This is a genomic window from Ignatzschineria rhizosphaerae, from assembly GCF_022655595.1.
GTDB lineage: Bacteria > Pseudomonadota > Gammaproteobacteria > Cardiobacteriales > Wohlfahrtiimonadaceae > Ignatzschineria > Ignatzschineria rhizosphaerae.
Window position 1 is genome coordinate 1,226,014 of the sequence record NZ_CP093379.1, and the last position, 16,511, is coordinate 1,242,524.

The 16,511-nt window shown below is 39.7% G+C and carries 16 protein-coding genes; 9 read left to right on the forward strand and 7 right to left on the reverse strand.

Going from position 1 to position 16,511, the window contains the following annotated elements:
- The first annotated feature begins 142 nt into the window (after nucleotides 1-142).
- Together MMG00_RS05225 and MMG00_RS05230 are read left to right on the forward strand one after the other, a co-directional pair.
- Complete coding sequence (locus MMG00_RS05225; protein WP_242152398.1) at nucleotides 143-1,576, forward strand: cation:dicarboxylate symporter family transporter; 1,434 nt, start codon at nucleotides 143-145, stop codon at nucleotides 1,574-1,576.
- A 366-nt stretch (nucleotides 1,577-1,942) separates the two neighbouring features.
- Nucleotides 1,943-2,680, forward strand: coding sequence for a hypothetical protein (locus tag MMG00_RS05230; protein WP_242152400.1), 738 nt, complete (start codon nucleotides 1,943-1,945; stop codon nucleotides 2,678-2,680).
- A gap of 49 nt (nucleotides 2,681-2,729) precedes the next feature.
- Here MMG00_RS05230 and MMG00_RS05235 read toward each other — a convergent pair whose 3' ends face one another.
- Together MMG00_RS05235 and MMG00_RS05240 are read right to left on the reverse strand one after the other, a co-directional pair.
- A complete protein-coding gene (locus tag MMG00_RS05235) occupies nucleotides 2,730-3,677 on the reverse strand; it encodes a hypothetical protein (RefSeq protein WP_242152401.1) in 948 nt (315 codons plus the stop codon).
- Nucleotides 3,678-3,728: 51 nt separating this feature from the next.
- Complete coding sequence (locus MMG00_RS05240; protein WP_242152403.1) at nucleotides 3,729-4,211, reverse strand: hypothetical protein; 483 nt, start codon at nucleotides 4,209-4,211, stop codon at nucleotides 3,729-3,731.
- Between the two features lie 137 nt (nucleotides 4,212-4,348).
- Between MMG00_RS05240 and serS the strand changes: the two genes are divergently transcribed.
- From serS to rsgA, 6 genes are all read left to right on the forward strand, one after another.
- A complete protein-coding gene (gene serS, locus MMG00_RS05245; protein WP_242152405.1) occupies nucleotides 4,349-5,617 on the forward strand; it encodes a serine--tRNA ligase in 1,269 nt (422 codons plus the stop codon).
- Nucleotides 5,618-5,791: 174 nt separating this feature from the next.
- The gene (locus MMG00_RS05250) at nucleotides 5,792-6,043 is read left to right on the forward strand and encodes a YfhL family 4Fe-4S dicluster ferredoxin (protein ID WP_242152407.1); all 252 of its coding nucleotides are present in this window, start codon (nucleotides 5,792-5,794) and stop codon (nucleotides 6,041-6,043) included.
- A gap of 63 nt (nucleotides 6,044-6,106) precedes the next feature.
- The gene (locus MMG00_RS05255; RefSeq protein WP_242152408.1) at nucleotides 6,107-7,453 is read left to right on the forward strand and encodes a L,D-transpeptidase family protein; all 1,347 of its coding nucleotides are present in this window, start codon (nucleotides 6,107-6,109) and stop codon (nucleotides 7,451-7,453) included.
- 221 nt (nucleotides 7,454-7,674) lie between these two features.
- Nucleotides 7,675-8,877, forward strand: coding sequence for a tyrosine--tRNA ligase (tyrS, locus tag MMG00_RS05260; protein WP_242152410.1), 1,203 nt, complete (start codon nucleotides 7,675-7,677; stop codon nucleotides 8,875-8,877).
- A gap of 50 nt (nucleotides 8,878-8,927) precedes the next feature.
- A complete protein-coding gene (gene fdxA / locus MMG00_RS05265; protein ID WP_242152412.1) occupies nucleotides 8,928-9,251 on the forward strand; it encodes a ferredoxin FdxA in 324 nt (107 codons plus the stop codon).
- An 8-nt stretch (nucleotides 9,252-9,259) separates the two neighbouring features.
- The gene (gene rsgA, locus MMG00_RS05270) at nucleotides 9,260-10,252 is read left to right on the forward strand and encodes a ribosome small subunit-dependent GTPase A (protein ID WP_242152414.1); all 993 of its coding nucleotides are present in this window, start codon (nucleotides 9,260-9,262) and stop codon (nucleotides 10,250-10,252) included.
- 443 nt (nucleotides 10,253-10,695) lie between these two features.
- Here rsgA and MMG00_RS05275 read toward each other — a convergent pair whose 3' ends face one another.
- Entirely contained in the window at nucleotides 10,696-11,799 is a 1,104-nt protein-coding gene (locus tag MMG00_RS05275) for a lysozyme inhibitor LprI family protein (RefSeq protein WP_242152417.1), read from the reverse strand.
- A 251-nt stretch (nucleotides 11,800-12,050) separates the two neighbouring features.
- Nucleotides 12,051-13,355, reverse strand: a complete 1,305-nt coding sequence (locus MMG00_RS05280) for an MFS transporter (RefSeq protein ID WP_242152420.1) — start codon at nucleotides 13,353-13,355, stop codon at nucleotides 12,051-12,053.
- Nucleotides 13,356-13,587: 232 nt separating this feature from the next.
- On the opposite strand from MMG00_RS05280, the gene MMG00_RS05285 reads away from it, so the two are divergent.
- Nucleotides 13,588-13,902 (forward strand): TFIIB-type zinc ribbon-containing protein, encoded by a 315-nt coding sequence (locus MMG00_RS05285; protein WP_242152423.1) that lies wholly within the window; start codon nucleotides 13,588-13,590, stop codon nucleotides 13,900-13,902.
- A gap of 175 nt (nucleotides 13,903-14,077) precedes the next feature.
- Here MMG00_RS05285 and MMG00_RS05290 read toward each other — a convergent pair whose 3' ends face one another.
- The 3 genes from MMG00_RS05290 to thiE all read right to left on the reverse strand — a co-directional run bounded on the left by MMG00_RS05290 (nucleotide 14,078) and on the right by thiE (nucleotide 16,309).
- Nucleotides 14,078-14,683 carry a flavin reductase family protein gene (locus MMG00_RS05290; RefSeq protein ID WP_242152425.1) on the reverse strand — a complete coding sequence of 202 codons (606 nt, stop codon included), beginning with the start codon at nucleotides 14,681-14,683 and terminating at the stop codon, nucleotides 14,078-14,080.
- A gap of 164 nt (nucleotides 14,684-14,847) precedes the next feature.
- Nucleotides 14,848-15,642, reverse strand: a complete 795-nt coding sequence (gene thiD / locus MMG00_RS05295; RefSeq protein WP_242152428.1) for a bifunctional hydroxymethylpyrimidine kinase/phosphomethylpyrimidine kinase — start codon at nucleotides 15,640-15,642, stop codon at nucleotides 14,848-14,850.
- On the reverse strand, nucleotides 15,635-16,309 hold the full coding sequence (gene thiE / locus MMG00_RS05300; RefSeq protein WP_242152432.1) for a thiamine phosphate synthase: 675 nt from the start codon (nucleotides 16,307-16,309) through the stop codon (nucleotides 15,635-15,637). The genes thiD and thiE overlap by 8 nt, the downstream gene beginning before the upstream one ends.
- Nucleotides 16,310-16,511 lie beyond the last annotated feature (202 nt).

The window sequence follows — 16,511 nt, forward strand, 5'->3', positions numbered from 1 at the left end:
TAAAATAGACTTTAATTTCCCTTTAGTCTTCAATCACTTTGGCGATACGATTATTGCCATTAGATCATCACAAGATACGGATTAAATTGCTTAAAATCGCGCATCAACAGTTGAACGTTTATTGTCACAAGGAGCCGACAAAATGCCAGAAACCATCACTAGCTCAAGTAATGCACTCTTTAGCGGTGCTTTCTTTGAGAATTTTTTAGCTATATCACGCTACGAGACGATTTTATCACTGGTCGTTCTTGTATTTGCCTTCTTTGTGATTTACCAGCTCCAAAAGCGCAAGGCAAGTTTCTTTATGAGAATGCTGGTCGGGCTTATTTTAGGTGCGGTTATTGGGCTTGGCGTGCAAGCGCTTGAGGGCTTCCCTGACAGTTCAACGGTTGTTTTAAAAGAGACCAGTACTTGGTATGGCCTTTTTGGGCGTACCTTTATCGCCTTTATCCGCATGTTGGTGATCCCGCTTGTTTTTGTCTCTATTGTGAAGGTTATTCTCGATTTTGGCGGCGATAAGCAGCTGACTAAAGTCACCCGCCGCGGGATCTTTTGGTTACTTTTTACCACAGGAATTGCCGCAATCTTAGGAATGATTCTGGCAGCCATTATGGGGCTTGGTAAGAGTGATGAAGTCATTCAAACAAGCGCAACGATCCGTGAATATACAACGCTTGTCGATACCTTTGTTAACTTAGTGCCCAATAACATTATTAGCGCGATGAATAATAACAATATCATTGGACTTGTGATTTTCTCAGCATTAGTGGGGATTGCGGCAAATCGTATGCAATCAAAAACACCGGAAGCGATGAATATTTTTAGACAATTTATTGAAGCGCTTCATAAAATCGTCATGAGTATTACGATGACGGTTATCAAATATATGCCGTATGCAGTGATTGCACTCTTAGCAGGAACCATTATCTCTAATGGAATTCCGGCGGTGAAAAAGGTTTCAAGCTTTGTCCTTGCGATCTATATTGCATCAGTCATCATGGTCATTATTCATCTTATTATTATTGCAGCCCATGGCTTATCACCAATGATGTTCCTTAAAAAATCTCGTGATACGTTAGTCATGGCATTTTCAAGCCGTTCATCGGTTGGTACGCTTCCCTTAACGATCTCAACATTAACAGAGAGAATGGGCGTTTCAGGCGGCACTGCTAACCTTATTCCATCCCTTGGTACCACAATGGGAATGAATGGTTGTGCGGGCTTCTTCCCAGCACTTCTTGTGATGATGGTGGCGCACATGGTTGGAATTGAGATGAATCTTCAGTTCTATATCATGCTACTCATTGTGGTCGTGATTGGTTCAATCGGTATTGCCGGCGTTCCAGGAACCGCAACTATTGCGGCAACCATTGCGCTATCAGGGATGGGAATGGGCGAATACTTCCCATTAATTGGAATGGTGCTTGCCATTGACCCAGTGATAGATATGGCGCGTACCATGACCAATATTTCAGGAGCAATGACCGCAGCTGTTGCAACGGACAAAGAATTAGGCCTACTTGATCAGGAAAAATTCAAAGATCCTAATCTGCAACTAGATGATAAAACAGCTTAAGAGTGAGGGAGAAATCACAAAATCCCCATTAAACCTGACTAATCATTGACACATTTCATAATAGTCATAATAATCGGCAATAAGGAAGAGTTAATCCTCGACTTTATTGCCTTTTTTATAGGTAAACTTTAGCAAGTTTATTGATCCAAAATGATCCATAAAAAGATGTCGTAAATTCGATTTAAGAAACACAAGAAAACACTATTTTAAAAGTATTAAGGCTATAGAATATGTCAAATTAGCTTGCAAAATGCCGGATAGAACCATTCTTGCGCTTCTCATAACTGAAATGCCTGCAAGTTGATTCAATCACTTTTAAACCGATTTCACTATAAAACTCATTAATTATTAAAAAGGGATTTTTAGATGCATCTTAAGCGAAAAAAAGATCAGAGAGAGCAACGGGAATTTAGCTGGCTATTTGTCGTCACGATTAGCTTTATCTTTATGACATGGATGATTGCGATCTATTTAACGCTTCAAAGCCCAAATAATGAGAGCATCTTCTTTGATGCTGTTGTGGCGCTATTTACCGGCGTTGCCTTTACGGGCGTGATCTATTCTCTTCATTTACAAAGGGAGGATCTTCAATTAAATCGTGAGGAGCTAAAGATTAATCGAGAAGAGATCGCTCGCAATAGAGAGGAGCTTAAAGCTCATAAAGAGGAACTCCAAAGACAGCTTTTCGATCAACACTTTCAATTTATGCTACTGACCTTTAGCCAAAAAGTAGACCTCTTTTCAGAAAATTACTCCACACAAGAGTATCTCTTAGATATGGAGATGATTGCCCTTCCTAAGCGCACAGTACTTTCAGAAGCTGAATTTATCACCAAATTTACGCCAGAGCGCCTCAATACCATTAAAAGCTTTAATGATGTTTTAACTTATTATGATCAACATTATCAATTTAGTGATAAAACCCATTCTGCCGCGCTTTGCATGATGACGCTTGCCATTACAGCCCAGCTTTCATCACTAATTCGTATCGTTAATAAGCTCGACTTAGCGCATGAAAACTTTGCTTACCTGCAACCACAACTGAAAAAAGCGATGGAAAATGCGTTAACACTTACCCAAAAATATCAGCTGATTGCTTTTTAACGTACCATCTTTAAGAGGTATGGTGAAAATAGCATATATTGATTAAGCGCTATTTTATTTCTAGTTTCTGTAAAACTCGTGAAGGGATCAGCCCTTCTTGCTGATGATTTTTCATCATCTCATAATATTGGTGATATTTTTCTAAAGCCTTTCTTTGAAAAGCTAAATTGAGACTGCTGTAACTATAAGCATCTGCTAAATGAAGGATCGTTTGTGCTCTATCTGGGTATTGATTAACAATACTCTCTAAAATAATAATGCTAGAAAGATAGTGAGGATCATCATCTAAGAGCGTTTTAGTTGCCAATAACTCTAAAGCAAAATCATTAAAAAATGTCACATTATCATCTGATAAAAGCGTTAATAGCCCCCAAACATCATGAGGCATAGACTGATTAAGCACCTTGTCACTTAACACATAATCTTCATCTATTTCCGCCATAAGCTCCTTAATATTCGCTAAAAGCGCTATATTAAAATCTCTATCATTAATGCGCTGAAGATTACACAGATAAGCATTATAAATACCCGCTGCCGGTAAAATATTCCCCTTTAATTTTTCAACATCAATGAAATTAGCAGGATTTTCAGGGGTTATTGTCCAAATAGCATCATCTTGCTCAGACCACGCGCCTGTGGCTCTTTGGGAGTTTAGAGTATAAAAAACACATCCCGTACCTAAATCCATAAAATCAACGCTAAAGCTTTCAGCGACAGATTCTTCATCTACAAAATAAATTCGCCGCTCTAATGCCGCATATCGCCCACTATTAGAAATACCCTTTAAAAAATATTGCTCTCCACCTTCCTCAACTAAAGAGAAATAGTCATTATAAAAATATAATGGAAAGCGCTCTCCCTCCTGATTTTCATACTCAATCGAGTAATGGTCATTGCTAATGAATAATGATCCATTTTGAGAATTTAAAGATATTATTTCCTCAGAAACAGCCATATTACTCATCATGAAAGCGACCAATAGATAGCGATACCTCATCTCTTTCTCCCTGCAATAGTCTCTTATACTCGATATCTTAATAGATTTCTATTAACCCCAACCGCGATAATCAAGTATCACATCGTGAGAAAAATCACAGATTGGTAACACATCACTTCCTGCGGACTCACAAATAAGCTTCTTCTCACGATCAACGGCTTGATATTTCTTGCTGATCATACAGACTTCAATCGTCGCCCTTGCATGCGTTGTTTGAATGGGATCTCTGCCGCCGATCTCTGCGCTGATATTTTTTTCAATCTCTTCAGCCACTAAAACGCATCCAAAGAAATCCTCCTTTATCTTCTTAGCACTACTTCCTTGACGCGCATTTTTCGCTTGCCATAAGCTTGGGTTATACCAAAGCTGTGTTTCGTAAAATTGTTGGCGCGCTTTTTCAGACATTAACGGCTCTTTATCTAACTCAGCGCGATAATTATCCATTTTGGCTGTTTGCTCTACTAAAATGTTTGAACATCCTGCAATCAGCATTAACGCATTGCCTATTAGCGCAACTTTCCATCCTAATTTCATGTTTTCTCAACCTATATTGTGCTTGTTTAATGCCTGAATTATACCTTAAATTTTGGTAATCCTATTTCCTTTGGAAGAAAATCACTTTTTCGTATATAATACGGGGTTAATTTTTACACTTCATGAAGGATATACAAGTGATTGATCCACGCCTATTAAGACAGAATTTAGATGATGTCGTTCATGCGCTTGCAAAACGCGGTTATACAATGGATACAGCTCGCTTCAATGAACTTGAAGAGAAGCGTCGCGAGATTCAGATCTCGGTCCAAGAATTACAAAATGAGCGAAACACCACTTCCAAAAAAATTGGAATGGCAAAGGCGAAAGGTGAAGACGTATCCGCAATTTTAGCATCGGTTGCTGATCTTGGAGATAAACTCTCAGCAGCTGAAAGCACATTGAGTGAAATTACAGATGAACTCAATACCATGCTTCTTGATATGCCAAACATCCCTAACAGCGAAGTCCCTGTTGGTAAAGATGAAGATGATAATGTTGAGATTAAACGTTGGGGGACTCCAAAAGCTTTTGATTTTGAGCCCAAAGATCACGTTGCTCTAGGTGAAAAAATCGGCATGGATTTTGAAGCTGCGGCAAAAATCAGTGGTTCACGCTTTGTTGTTTTAAAATCAAATATGGCAAAGCTTCACCGTGCGCTCGCGCAATTTATGCTTGATACGCATATTGAAGAGCATGGCTATACAGAAGTGAACGTGCCGGTGATTGTGAATCAAACAAGTCTTTATGGCACGGCGCAGTTACCAAAATTCTCAGAAGATCTCTTCAAATTAGAAGATGAACGTAACTTCTATATGATTCCAACGGCAGAAGTGCCACTATCCAATCTTGCGCAAGATGAGATCTTAGAAGATAGCGAAATGCCAACACAACTTGTGGCGCATAGTACATGCTTTAGATCAGAAGCAGGAAGCTATGGTCGTGATACTCGTGGCATGATTCGTCAGCATCAATTTGAAAAAGTGGAGCTTGTACACTTTACAAAGCCTGAAGACTCTTACGATGCTTTAGAGCGTTTAGTAACACATGCTGAAGCTATTTTAGAAAAATTAGAACTCCCTTATCGCCGCGTTGTACTTTGTACTGGTGATATGGGCTTTTCCGCGGCTAAAACGTATGACTTAGAAGTATGGCTTCCAGGTCAACAAAAATATCGTGAAATCTCTTCATGCTCAAACTGTGAAGATTTCCAAGCACGTAGACTAAAAGCACGTTTTAGAAATTCAGAAACAGGTAAACCTGAATTAATGCACACCTTAAATGGTTCAGGCTTAGCGGTTGGTCGTACCCTTGTTGCAGTACTTGAAAACTATCAAGAAAAAGATGGTCGCATCCGTGTACCTGAAGTGTTAAAGCCGTATATGCGCGGGATTGATTATCTCTAACCCCCTGAAAAATAGATTATTACAAAATGGGGGAAGCTATGATCTAATAGCTCCCCCTTATTTATTCATATAGCAGAAAACCTTTAGTGGTAAAATCGCAATAAGCCTTACCATTAATCGTGAATTAAATAGTGATAACCCTTTCGTTATCCTGTCATTTTAGGAGAAATTACAATGGCATTAATGATTACAGATGAATGCATTAACTGTGATGTATGTGAACCTGAGTGCCCTAATGAGGCGATCTCAATGGGTCCTGAAATTTATGTGATCGACCCGAATAAATGTACTGAGTGTATCGGCCACTTTGACACGCCACAATGCGTTGAAGTTTGCCCAGTTGAGTGTATTCCTAAGAACCCAGATCACGTTGAAAGTGAAGATGATTTAATGGCTAAATTCCATAAACTTCAAGATCAAGGTTAATCGTCGCGTTAAAGCGCCCTGTGTGTTTTAACCCCCTACAACCATTCCTTTAAAGAGTCATTCATGAGAATTAAACGCATCTTATTATCTGCTAGCTTGCTGATCTCTTCTGTCTATGCCCAAAAGCATGTTGAGTATTCTCAACCTGCAAAAGGTGATGATGTCATTGGTCAAATCATGTATGTCACCCCCCATCGTCACGAATCTTTAGCCGATCTTACCATTCGTTATGAAATGGGCTATGAAGAGTTAAAATGGGCAAACCCAGGTATTAATGCTTGGATGTTAAATGATAAAGTGCCGTTAGTATTACCGACACAATTTATTTTACCAGCAGGCAAACGCTCAGGGATTGTCTCCAATATTCCTGAGATGCGAACATATTACTTTTTAAAGGATTCAGATAAAATCTATGTCTACCCTGTAGGGGTTGGGCGTATGGACTGGAAAACCCCACTTGGCTCTTGGGCAATTACGCGTAAACAAGAAAATCCCGCATGGTATCCACCAGAGAGTATCCGCCAAGAACATCTTGAAATGGGGCGTGGTGTTTTACCGAAAGTGGTACCCGCAGGACCTGAAAACCCATTAGGAACACGCGTGCTTCGCCTTGCACTACCAAGCTACCTTCTTCATGGTACCAATGAGCAAACAGGCATAGGAATGCGCGTAACACACGGCTGTATGCGTTTTTACCCACAACATATTGAGCATCTTTATGAGATGGTTCCTACCAATACAATGGTTACTTTCTTAAATGAACCCGTTAAATATGGTTTTTTTGGAAATGACTTAATGATGGAAGTCCATCCACCACTTGATGAAGATGAGCTTTCAGTGGCAGGATTAGAGCAAATGGCTTTTGAGCAATTAGAAACCTATCTAAAAGCACATCCTGACACAAGTGTTAATAATGATATCGTTAGAATGGCAGTGCAGCAGCAAAGTGGAATTCCCATTATTATTGGCGAAAAAAATGGCGCAAGAAATAGTTATAACGCCCCATCTGCTTCGCATAATATTGTGCCACTTAGCACTCCTGAATCAGAGCAACAAGAATCAGCACGCCCTGCTTATACGCCTATCCCTGAGTGGATCGACCACCAAGCAGAGCCAAAACAAAATCAGCGATCTAACCGCTATCAGAACAATCAAGGGATCATAGCTGTTGAAGAAGAGATTCGATTAACGCCAGATCCGAATACTATTGTTGTGCCTGAAAGTGTTCCCGAGCCAGAACAAGAACCAAAAAGTGATAGACCCGCTTATACGCCTATTCCTGAATGGATCGATTATCAGGCTGAGCAAAATAGATCATCAAGTAATCATTCCTCAAACAACTCTAGATCTAAAGTCAAAGATGAAGAGGTTGTTTTCCCTGAACCTTCTTCTTATCGGTTTAATTACTAATGTTAGATCTATTTTTTAAAGCTATCAAACCGCAGTAGCGTCATATTGATAATAGCAATACCGAATAAAATAGAGATCTCTAAACTATTTGATCTATACAAGAATCATGATTAATGAAATCATTTCGAGATCTCTATCCTTTACTTCAACCTGCACTCTTGAAGTAAGGCAACGAATAGCAGAGTGTAAATCCATTTTGAAAAAAAGTTAGGATGAGAAATATGGCAACAATTGAAGAGAGTCTAGAGATTATTCAGCGTGGTACTGATGAGGTTATTTCGATTGAAGACTTAACCGCAAAATTAAAAGAGAACCGTCAGCTTCGCATTAAAGTAGGCTTTGACCCTACAGCTCCAGATCTGCATCTCGGACATACTGTTGTAATCAACAAAATGCGCCATTTCCAAGATCTTGGTCATGAAGTAAACTTCCTCATTGGGGATTTTACAGGCATGATCGGCGATCCATCTGGTAAAGATGTGACTCGTAAGCCATTAACCCGTGAGCAAGTACTTGCCAACGCAAAAACTTATGAAGAGCAGATCTTTAAAGTATTAGATCGTGATCTGACGAAAGTGGTATTTAACTCACAATGGTTAGGTGAACTTGGAACAAGCGGCATGATTCAACTTGCATCACGTCACACGGTGGCAAGAATGCTTGAGCGTGATGATTTTGAAAAACGCTATAAATCACAGCAACCAATTGCCATTCACGAGTTTATCTACCCATTATTACAAGGTTATGACTCTGTTCATTTACAAACTGACGTTGAATTAGGCGGAACTGACCAGAAGTTTAACCTTCTTATGGGACGTGATCTTCAACGCGCCTATGGCAACAATAAACCACAATGTGCGATCACAATGCCACTTCTTGTAGGTTTAGATGGCGTTAATAAAATGTCTAAATCACTTGGCAACTATGTCGGTGTTGACGATACGCCAGATGACCAATTTGGTAAGCTCATGTCGATCTCTGATGATCTAATGTGGAACTACTTTGATCTCTTAAGCTTCCGCTCAAATGCTGAAATTGCAAAACTTCGTGAAGATGTTGCCGGTGGCCGCAATCCTCGTGATGTGAAGTTTGAGCTTTGTGATGAGATCATTACCCGCTTCCATAACAAAGAAGCTGCTGATCAAGCTCAGCGCAACTTCATCGAACGCTTCCAAAAAGGAAATCTTCCAGAAAATATTGAAGATAAAATTGTTCAATCTGAAGATGGCGTTATTGGTATTGCCCATGCAATGCGTCAAGCAGGCTTAGTAAGCTCAAATTCTGAAGCATTTAGAATGATTACTGAAGGCGCGGTACGCATTAATCAAGAACGTATCGATGATAAAGGCTTGAATCTTAACGCGGGTGATGAGGTCATTATCCAAGTGGGTAAACGCCGTATTGCAAATGTGATCGTAAAATAAGTAAAATAGCCCCAATACTGAAATTCAATCTACAAACGGAGAAGTTAATTATGACATTTGTCGTCACTGATAACTGTATTTTATGCAAATATACAGACTGCGTAGAAGTCTGTCCTGTTGATTGTTTCCATGAGGGGCCGAATTTTCTGGTCATTGATCCAGATGAATGTATTGATTGCACCTTATGTGAGCCTGAGTGCCCTGCGGGCGCCATCGTTGCCGATGATGATCTGAGCGAAGATCAGATGGTTTTCCTTGAACTTAATGCAGAATTATCCCGTAAATGGCCTGTTTTAACAGAGCAAAAACCACCGCTCCCAGAAGCTGAAAAGTGGGATGGCGTGCCAAACAAATTACCGCATCTTGAGCGTTAATTGATCTTATGAGCCGACGTTTAACCAACCAGCAAAAACGCCTTCTTGAAGAGCGACGCGAGCAAATTCTCTCTAGTGAAGATCTCGATCACGCTCTTTCAGGTCGCGTGATCTCACAACATGGCCAACATGTGACTTTAGAAGATCAAGATTTAAATCTGCACAAAGCAGCAGTTCGCCAAAGCTTAGGAGCGATCGTTTGTGGTGATTATGTTTACTACATTTTAGAGCAAAATGAACCGGTAGTGACTATTCGATTACCTCGAGAGAATCACTTCTCACGGATTGCTTTTGGTGGTGCGGAGAAGATCTTAGCCGCTAATATTGATAAACTCTATATCGTGATTGCGCCAAAGCCTGAGCCTAGCCCTTCTCTTATTGATCGTTATTTGATTGCTGCCAGGTATTTTGAAATTGATGTGGCGTTTATCGTTAATAAGAAAGATGAAATCACAGATCCTAAGGAGCTGGAATTTTTAGAAGATTATCAAAAATTAGGGATTGATGTTCACTACACTTCCAAGTTTGATGCAGACTCTATTACTGAGTTAAATACACTCCTTGAAGGGAAAACCTCTATTTTTGTGGGCCAATCCGGCGTTGGTAAATCATCACTCACCAACAAACTCATCCCAGAACTTGAGTTACAGACCCAAAAGATCAATGCCTCAACCGGTCTTGGTAATCACACAACATCTAGCACAACGCTTTATCATTTACCGATGAAGGAGAGTTATCTTATTGACTCCCCTGGCGTTCGTAGTTTTAACATTGAGCACTTACCGCTTGAAGCCATTGATGCGGGTTTCCCTGAGTTTAAAAATATCACAGAGCCTTGCCGCTTTAGTAATTGCAGCCATACAGATGACCCTGGTTGCACCTATCAAGCTGCCATTAGTGAAGGTCTAATCTCCCAGCGCAGATTAGATAGCTATCAACAGATCAAAAGTAGCCTCACAAAAAGTATTGAACGCCAAGTAAAAAGCGGTAGAAGGCGTTAGAAATAACGTCTTTTTTCTTTTAATTAGAAAAATTATAGGCATATTATTAACTTCAGCTCAATATTCAAACTAGCTTGCATGATGCCGGATAGCACTATTACAGTATTTATCACTATCGTGCGCTGGCATTGAAGTATCCATTTAATAACTCAACGCTGTTATTCGAGCTAACTGACAATATGCCGGATAGAGCTCTTGTTGTACTTATCGCTATTGAGTGCCAGCAATTTAATATCTACTCATCTACTTACTACTGATCTTCATATGCTGGCACGGGATCTTTATAAGCATGCAAGCATTCGACCCAGCTACAAGACTGCCTCCGGCAAGTATTTCAGCCCAAGCTTTATAACAGGTGATCTTAGCAAGATTATCAGTATAAAAAAAAGACCAATCAATAATTGGTCTCTATTCTCATATTAACAGTCCAAAATAACTCACCGTTAGAATTTAATCTTACCACCGGGTAATTCTCTCGGCGCTTGATACGCTTTATTCTCAATTTTTGCTAAATCTTCTGGATTATACGCACGATAAAATTTCGTCATTAAATCCACAAATTGCTGATCTGTACCATCAATTGCTCGGCGCATCCAGAAAAAGAGCGATGAGCCAACAGGAACATATTCCCACCGCTCATTTAGATTCGTTAAGATCCAATCAAATTGAGTCGTTGCTTCTGGATAAACCCAAACATATTCCGCCGATTTTGTTTCACCATCCCAATTGGGATTCTCAATGCGATTTGAAGGCACAAAAAAAGCCGTATGATGACTCTCACCTAAGGAGCCATTTTGATACTGCACAATATAATCAAGCATCATGCTATCGCGAATATCGGGGTTATTGGTAAGATAATAATAACTCGACAAATAAAGCTCTACAGTTCCTAACAGATAACGGTCTACGACAGCCTTTGTACTTGCCACAAATTCCTCGTCTCCCAAAATTTGGGTTAAATGCTGATCTAGCCAACTCAAAAATGCCGGATCATAATGACCAAATTCTGTTGTTGATTCAAGATTTACGACAGTTTCACTATGAGGTCCTTCTAAAAAAATAGGCTTTCCATACTGATTTACCACATAATTTAGGCTAATTTTTTTAAGAAACTGCGTTACAATCGTATACGCTGAGCCCCCTGGCCAATAGATTTGATCATATTCCTCTACCGGAATTGATTCTATATTAGTAAGCACATCTTTTAACTGGGTGCTAAATTCTCGCTTCATCTTCGCCGCTTCCTTTTGAGAAGCTAATAACGTCGAAAATTCTTGAGAGCGTTTTAAGGTCTCTTTGCTTTTACAGTTAGCAAATTGCTTTTCATCAAGGGCGACTTCAAAATGACACTTTGCATCGGTATAACGAATCCATAAACGCTGCGCATCTCTTAATAACGCTTGCTCAGCAGCTGGTAGAGTCTGCATTAATGCTTGATAGTTATTATTAAGCGCCGTATCTGCTACATCTAATGTACTTTGTTGCCCAAAACTAATGTTTGAGACAGATAACGTCATGACAGCTATCATTAATAATTGTCGAACCATATTTTTCCTTTGAAAAATCGATAAACCAGGAGCGCTGAATCTTCTATCTGCACTCGCTGATATCTCTTATTGTTATTGATCATTAACCATTTTATAGGGTTAAAATATGGAGATTTAAAAATATTAAACCCCTCTATTTTACCTTCAAAATCATAGCAAAAATCATGATTTGAATATATCTCTAATCTTCAATTTTGTGATGTAGGTTAAACCCTAAATGAGCGCTAACTCCTTCATATAAAACCTAAAAACTAACGATATAAACGATACTTTGCTAATAAACAGAGCATCGAAATGACTGCCGGAAGCGCTAAAATATAGAAAATCTCCTCAATAGAGAGATTCTTTTGAATCAAATAGGCGACTAAAAAGGACCCAGCAATTCCGCCAAACCTTCCCACACCAAGCATCATTGAAACCCCGGTAGTTCTCCCTTCTGTCGGATAAAAATTCGCCGCCAATGCAGGCAATGAAGATTGCGCAGTATTCATCACAATCCCTGCAAAAAGAATAATCGCGATCAATAAGCCTAATGGCATTGAGATAAAAACTCCGATAAGCCCCACAGAAACTGCCGTTAAAGCCGAGAAAAACATAATTAAGAGCGTACCGTTACAACGATCCATGAGCCAACCATTACCGATCGCCCCCAAGCCGCCTAGCGCAAATAATCCTGTCACAATAGCGCCTAATTCCCCCGGCATTTCTGCTTCTTTAAAGAGTGTTGGCATCCAATTCATAACGCCATAAAAAATCACAAGCCCCATAAAATAAGCGATCCACAATAGTATTGAGCCTTGCCAATAATATTTAGATAAAACTAATTGTAGTCCTTTACGATCTGCCACAACCATTCCTTCATCTAAGGTAAAATGATGCTCAGAAGCAGCAGAAATATCAATCTTTTGCAGGATCTCTTTTGTTTGTCTTAATGCCGTTTCCCCACCTTTTCGAATCAGAAATCGAACAGATTCTGGAAGAAAGACAATCATTAAAAAAGAGAGAATAAAAGGAATCATCCCACCAAATAGAAGTGTTGAGCGCCAACCATAATGAGGAATTAAGTAAGCTGCGATAAAACCACCTAAAGCAGCGCCAAGAGGAAAACCACAAAACATCGTATTCACAATTACCGAGCGTTTTTGCTTAGGACAATACTCTGACATCAAAGTAACTGCATTTGGCATTGCCGCCCCTAATCCTAAACCGGTAATAAATCTTAAAATCTCTAACTGCAAAAGATTTTGGACAAAAGCTGAAATCGTGGTACCCAGAGAAAAGATCATCACCGATAAAATTAGCACCCTCTTGCGCCCAAAGCGATCGGCAATAGGCCCAAAAGTCATTGCCCCAATAGCAAGCCCCAAAAGCGCAGCACTTAAGACCGGTGCTAAAGCGCCTTTATCAATATCCCATTCTCCCAATAAACTCGGCGCGATATAACCAATCACAGCGGTATCGTAACCATCAAAAAAAGCAATTAAGAAAGTGAAGAAAAAGACGCTATATTGCAATTTTGAAAAGCGATGGTTATTTAAAAAGGTTTGAATATTCATCTTAAGTAAGATCCTGTTTGCGATGAGCTACTGCCTATTTACATGAAGAAACTCCCATTTAAAAGAGTTTATCATTTCTAGCCAATCAAAGTATCGCTTCTCCTTCTTATCTTTGATTAGATTTTATAGATGACATTTTGATGACAAAAAAGAGGTTTCTTAAGATTCCTGTCATGTTCTCTCTCTATAATTTTTCCATAACCCTAACCTTATTATTTAAAAGGAAGATTAAATGAAATGTCCCATCTGTAAAGATGTCACATTAGTGATGAGCTCAAGACAAAATGTTGAAATTGATTTTTGCCCAGAGTGCCGAGGCGTTTGGTTAGACCGAGGCGAATTGGATAAAATTATTGAGCTATCTATTAAAACAGAAGCCCCTCAAGCGCCATTAAGAAGAGATGAACATCATAGCCAAGGTTATGACCGTAATCATGACCGTGACCGTGATGAGCATCATGAACATCGCCGAGATAATAGAGAGTATGAAAAGCGAGAAGAAAAACCTTACCGCAAACGTAGCTTCTTAATGGATCTTTTCGATTAACACGATTATTAATATATTTAAAGTAACCCCTTGTTCAATCCCCTAATTGAACATCAGCTTTAAGCATATAGTCATTAATACTGCTATATGCTTAATTTATATGCATTATTGATAAACCTTCAATGCAGAGGTTTTATAATTAAGAGCAGAGATCTCTATTGATCAATCTTATTCATTAGCTAGGTCTTTCTAACAAAAAAAGATCCCGATTTTTTGAATACCAACCACGGCCATGCATTCGGCTAATTAACGCCATTTTATCGGTATCGATATAACATTGGGCTGAATCTACTACAAACTCATCTGCAATATGGAAGATTTTTACCTCTCCAATCATGACATATTGCGCCTCTCCCGCCTGTACACTCGACATTAAAGTACACTCCATCTTTACCGGCGAATTTTTAATAAGCGGCGCCTTCACCAAGGTTGCCGGCATTGTTTCAATTCCTAACGCTTCAAGCTCATTAATCTCAGAGGCAAAGCTTTTGCTACTCTCATTCATCACCTTCGCCATCGAAAAAGGGACAAGATTTACGACAAACTCTTTTGTCTGTAAAATATTTTGCGCTGTATCCTTTAATGCCCCATTATTTGCCTGTAATCCAACTGCGATTACCGGCGGATTACTGCCCATCATATTAAAGAAACTAAATGGCGCGGCATTTACAACGCCTGCTTCAGAGATTGAGGTAATCCAAGCAATGGGCCTCGGGACAATACTTGATGCCATTAATTTATAAATTAAATCTCCCGACAATTCATCAAAACAATACTCCATTTTTCCTCTCTTTTATTATTCTCACAAAAAAAGTGTATTCTCGATCATGAACGATTCATGCTACTCGACTAATACACTTTTGACTATCAACCTCCTACCTAGCCACTCCCCTAAACAACCAGAAGGTTTTGAGAAATGATGGCGGAACATTAACGCATAAAACTTTATGACCACCAACGATAAAAATGATGTGTTGGGCCAATACCCTTCCCGACTTCTAACTTATCGGCATTTGCAATCGCCCCATCAATATACGCTTTCGCAAGCCTTACCGCTTCGCTTAAACCATGCTCAGGGTAAAGCGCTGCGATGGATGCAGAAAGTGTGCAACCTGTACCGTGAGTATTTTTTGTTTGAATACGTGGACTTACAAATCGCTCTACCCCATCATTAGTGACTAAAAAATCTGGGCTAACATCTGCCTCTAAGTGCCCGCCCTTCATTAATACCGCTTTAGGGCCTAATGCTAATAGCGCTTTTCCTTGCGCAATCATCTCCTCTTCCGTTGTCGCTTCTACGCAGCCTAAAAGCGCTGCGGCTTCTGGAATATTGGGGGTAATAATGTCCGCAAGCGGCAGCATTCGATCACGAATCGCACTTACCGCATCTTCTACTAAAAGGGGATGCCCACCTTTTGCAATCATGACCGTATCTAATACCACAAAAGGAATCGGATACTCTTCTAATAAAGCGGCAACACAATTAATCACTTCTGTATTTGCAAGTGCGCCCATCTTGACAGCGTCGACCTTAATATCTTTATAAAGAGAGTGATATTGTTTTTCAATAAACTCTGTCGGGACTGGTAATACACCATCAACCCCTTGTGTTGATTGCGCTGTTAACACCGCAATAATCGACATCCCATAAGTACCAAGTGCTGAGAAAGCTTTTAAATCTGCTTGGATTCCAGCTCCGCCGCTCGGATCTGAGCCGGCAATTGTTAAGATTCTATTCATCCTTATTTCCTATCAATTTCGCTAAATTTTGAGTTGCGCGAGCCACATCCTCTTGGCCGCAAATCGCAGAAACAACGGCAACACCATCAACATTAGTCGCCATCACCGATTGTACATTAGATTCATTGATTCCCCCAATGGCGACCTTTGGAATCGCTCTTGAAGCGACAATTGTTGCTAAGCCTTCTACATCCATTGCCGGACGCGCATCTTTTTTAGTGGTGGTGACAAATACTGGCCCAACCCCAACATAATCAACATCATGCAGCTTTACAGCGTGTAATTCACCCACAGAGCCAACCGATAATCCTAAAATTTTATTAGGTCCAATCATCTTACGCACCGCCTCTGCTGGCAGATCATTTTGCCCAATATGCACGCCATCGGCATCGATTGCTAAAGCAACATCCACATGATCATTAATAATTAAAGGGACGTTATAATCTGCCAATACAGCCTTAAGCATCATGCCAGCTTCATACCAATAACGCTTATTGACCTCTTTTTCAGAGCGAAGCTGAACAAATGTCACACCATTTTCAACCGCTTCATAAACCGTTGCCACCATTCCTGCAATGCCACCACAAAGCTCTGGATCTAATACGAGATAAAGCGATAGATCAAACTTTGTTCTACTAATGTTATTGCGAATAATTGGGTAACCCATGGATCTCTCCTACTTAAATTTTCTACTGAGATTTTATTGAAATTTTCTATTTTAAATAGAAATAGCGTTTATTATAAATAACGTGATTGAAACACCCAATATAGCCAACTTGGTTTAATAAACACTCTGTAAACGGTAAAACAATATCACCGATGTGCCGGTATTCTAGTTCCGTGACCTTTCAACCAATTTTAATTTTACT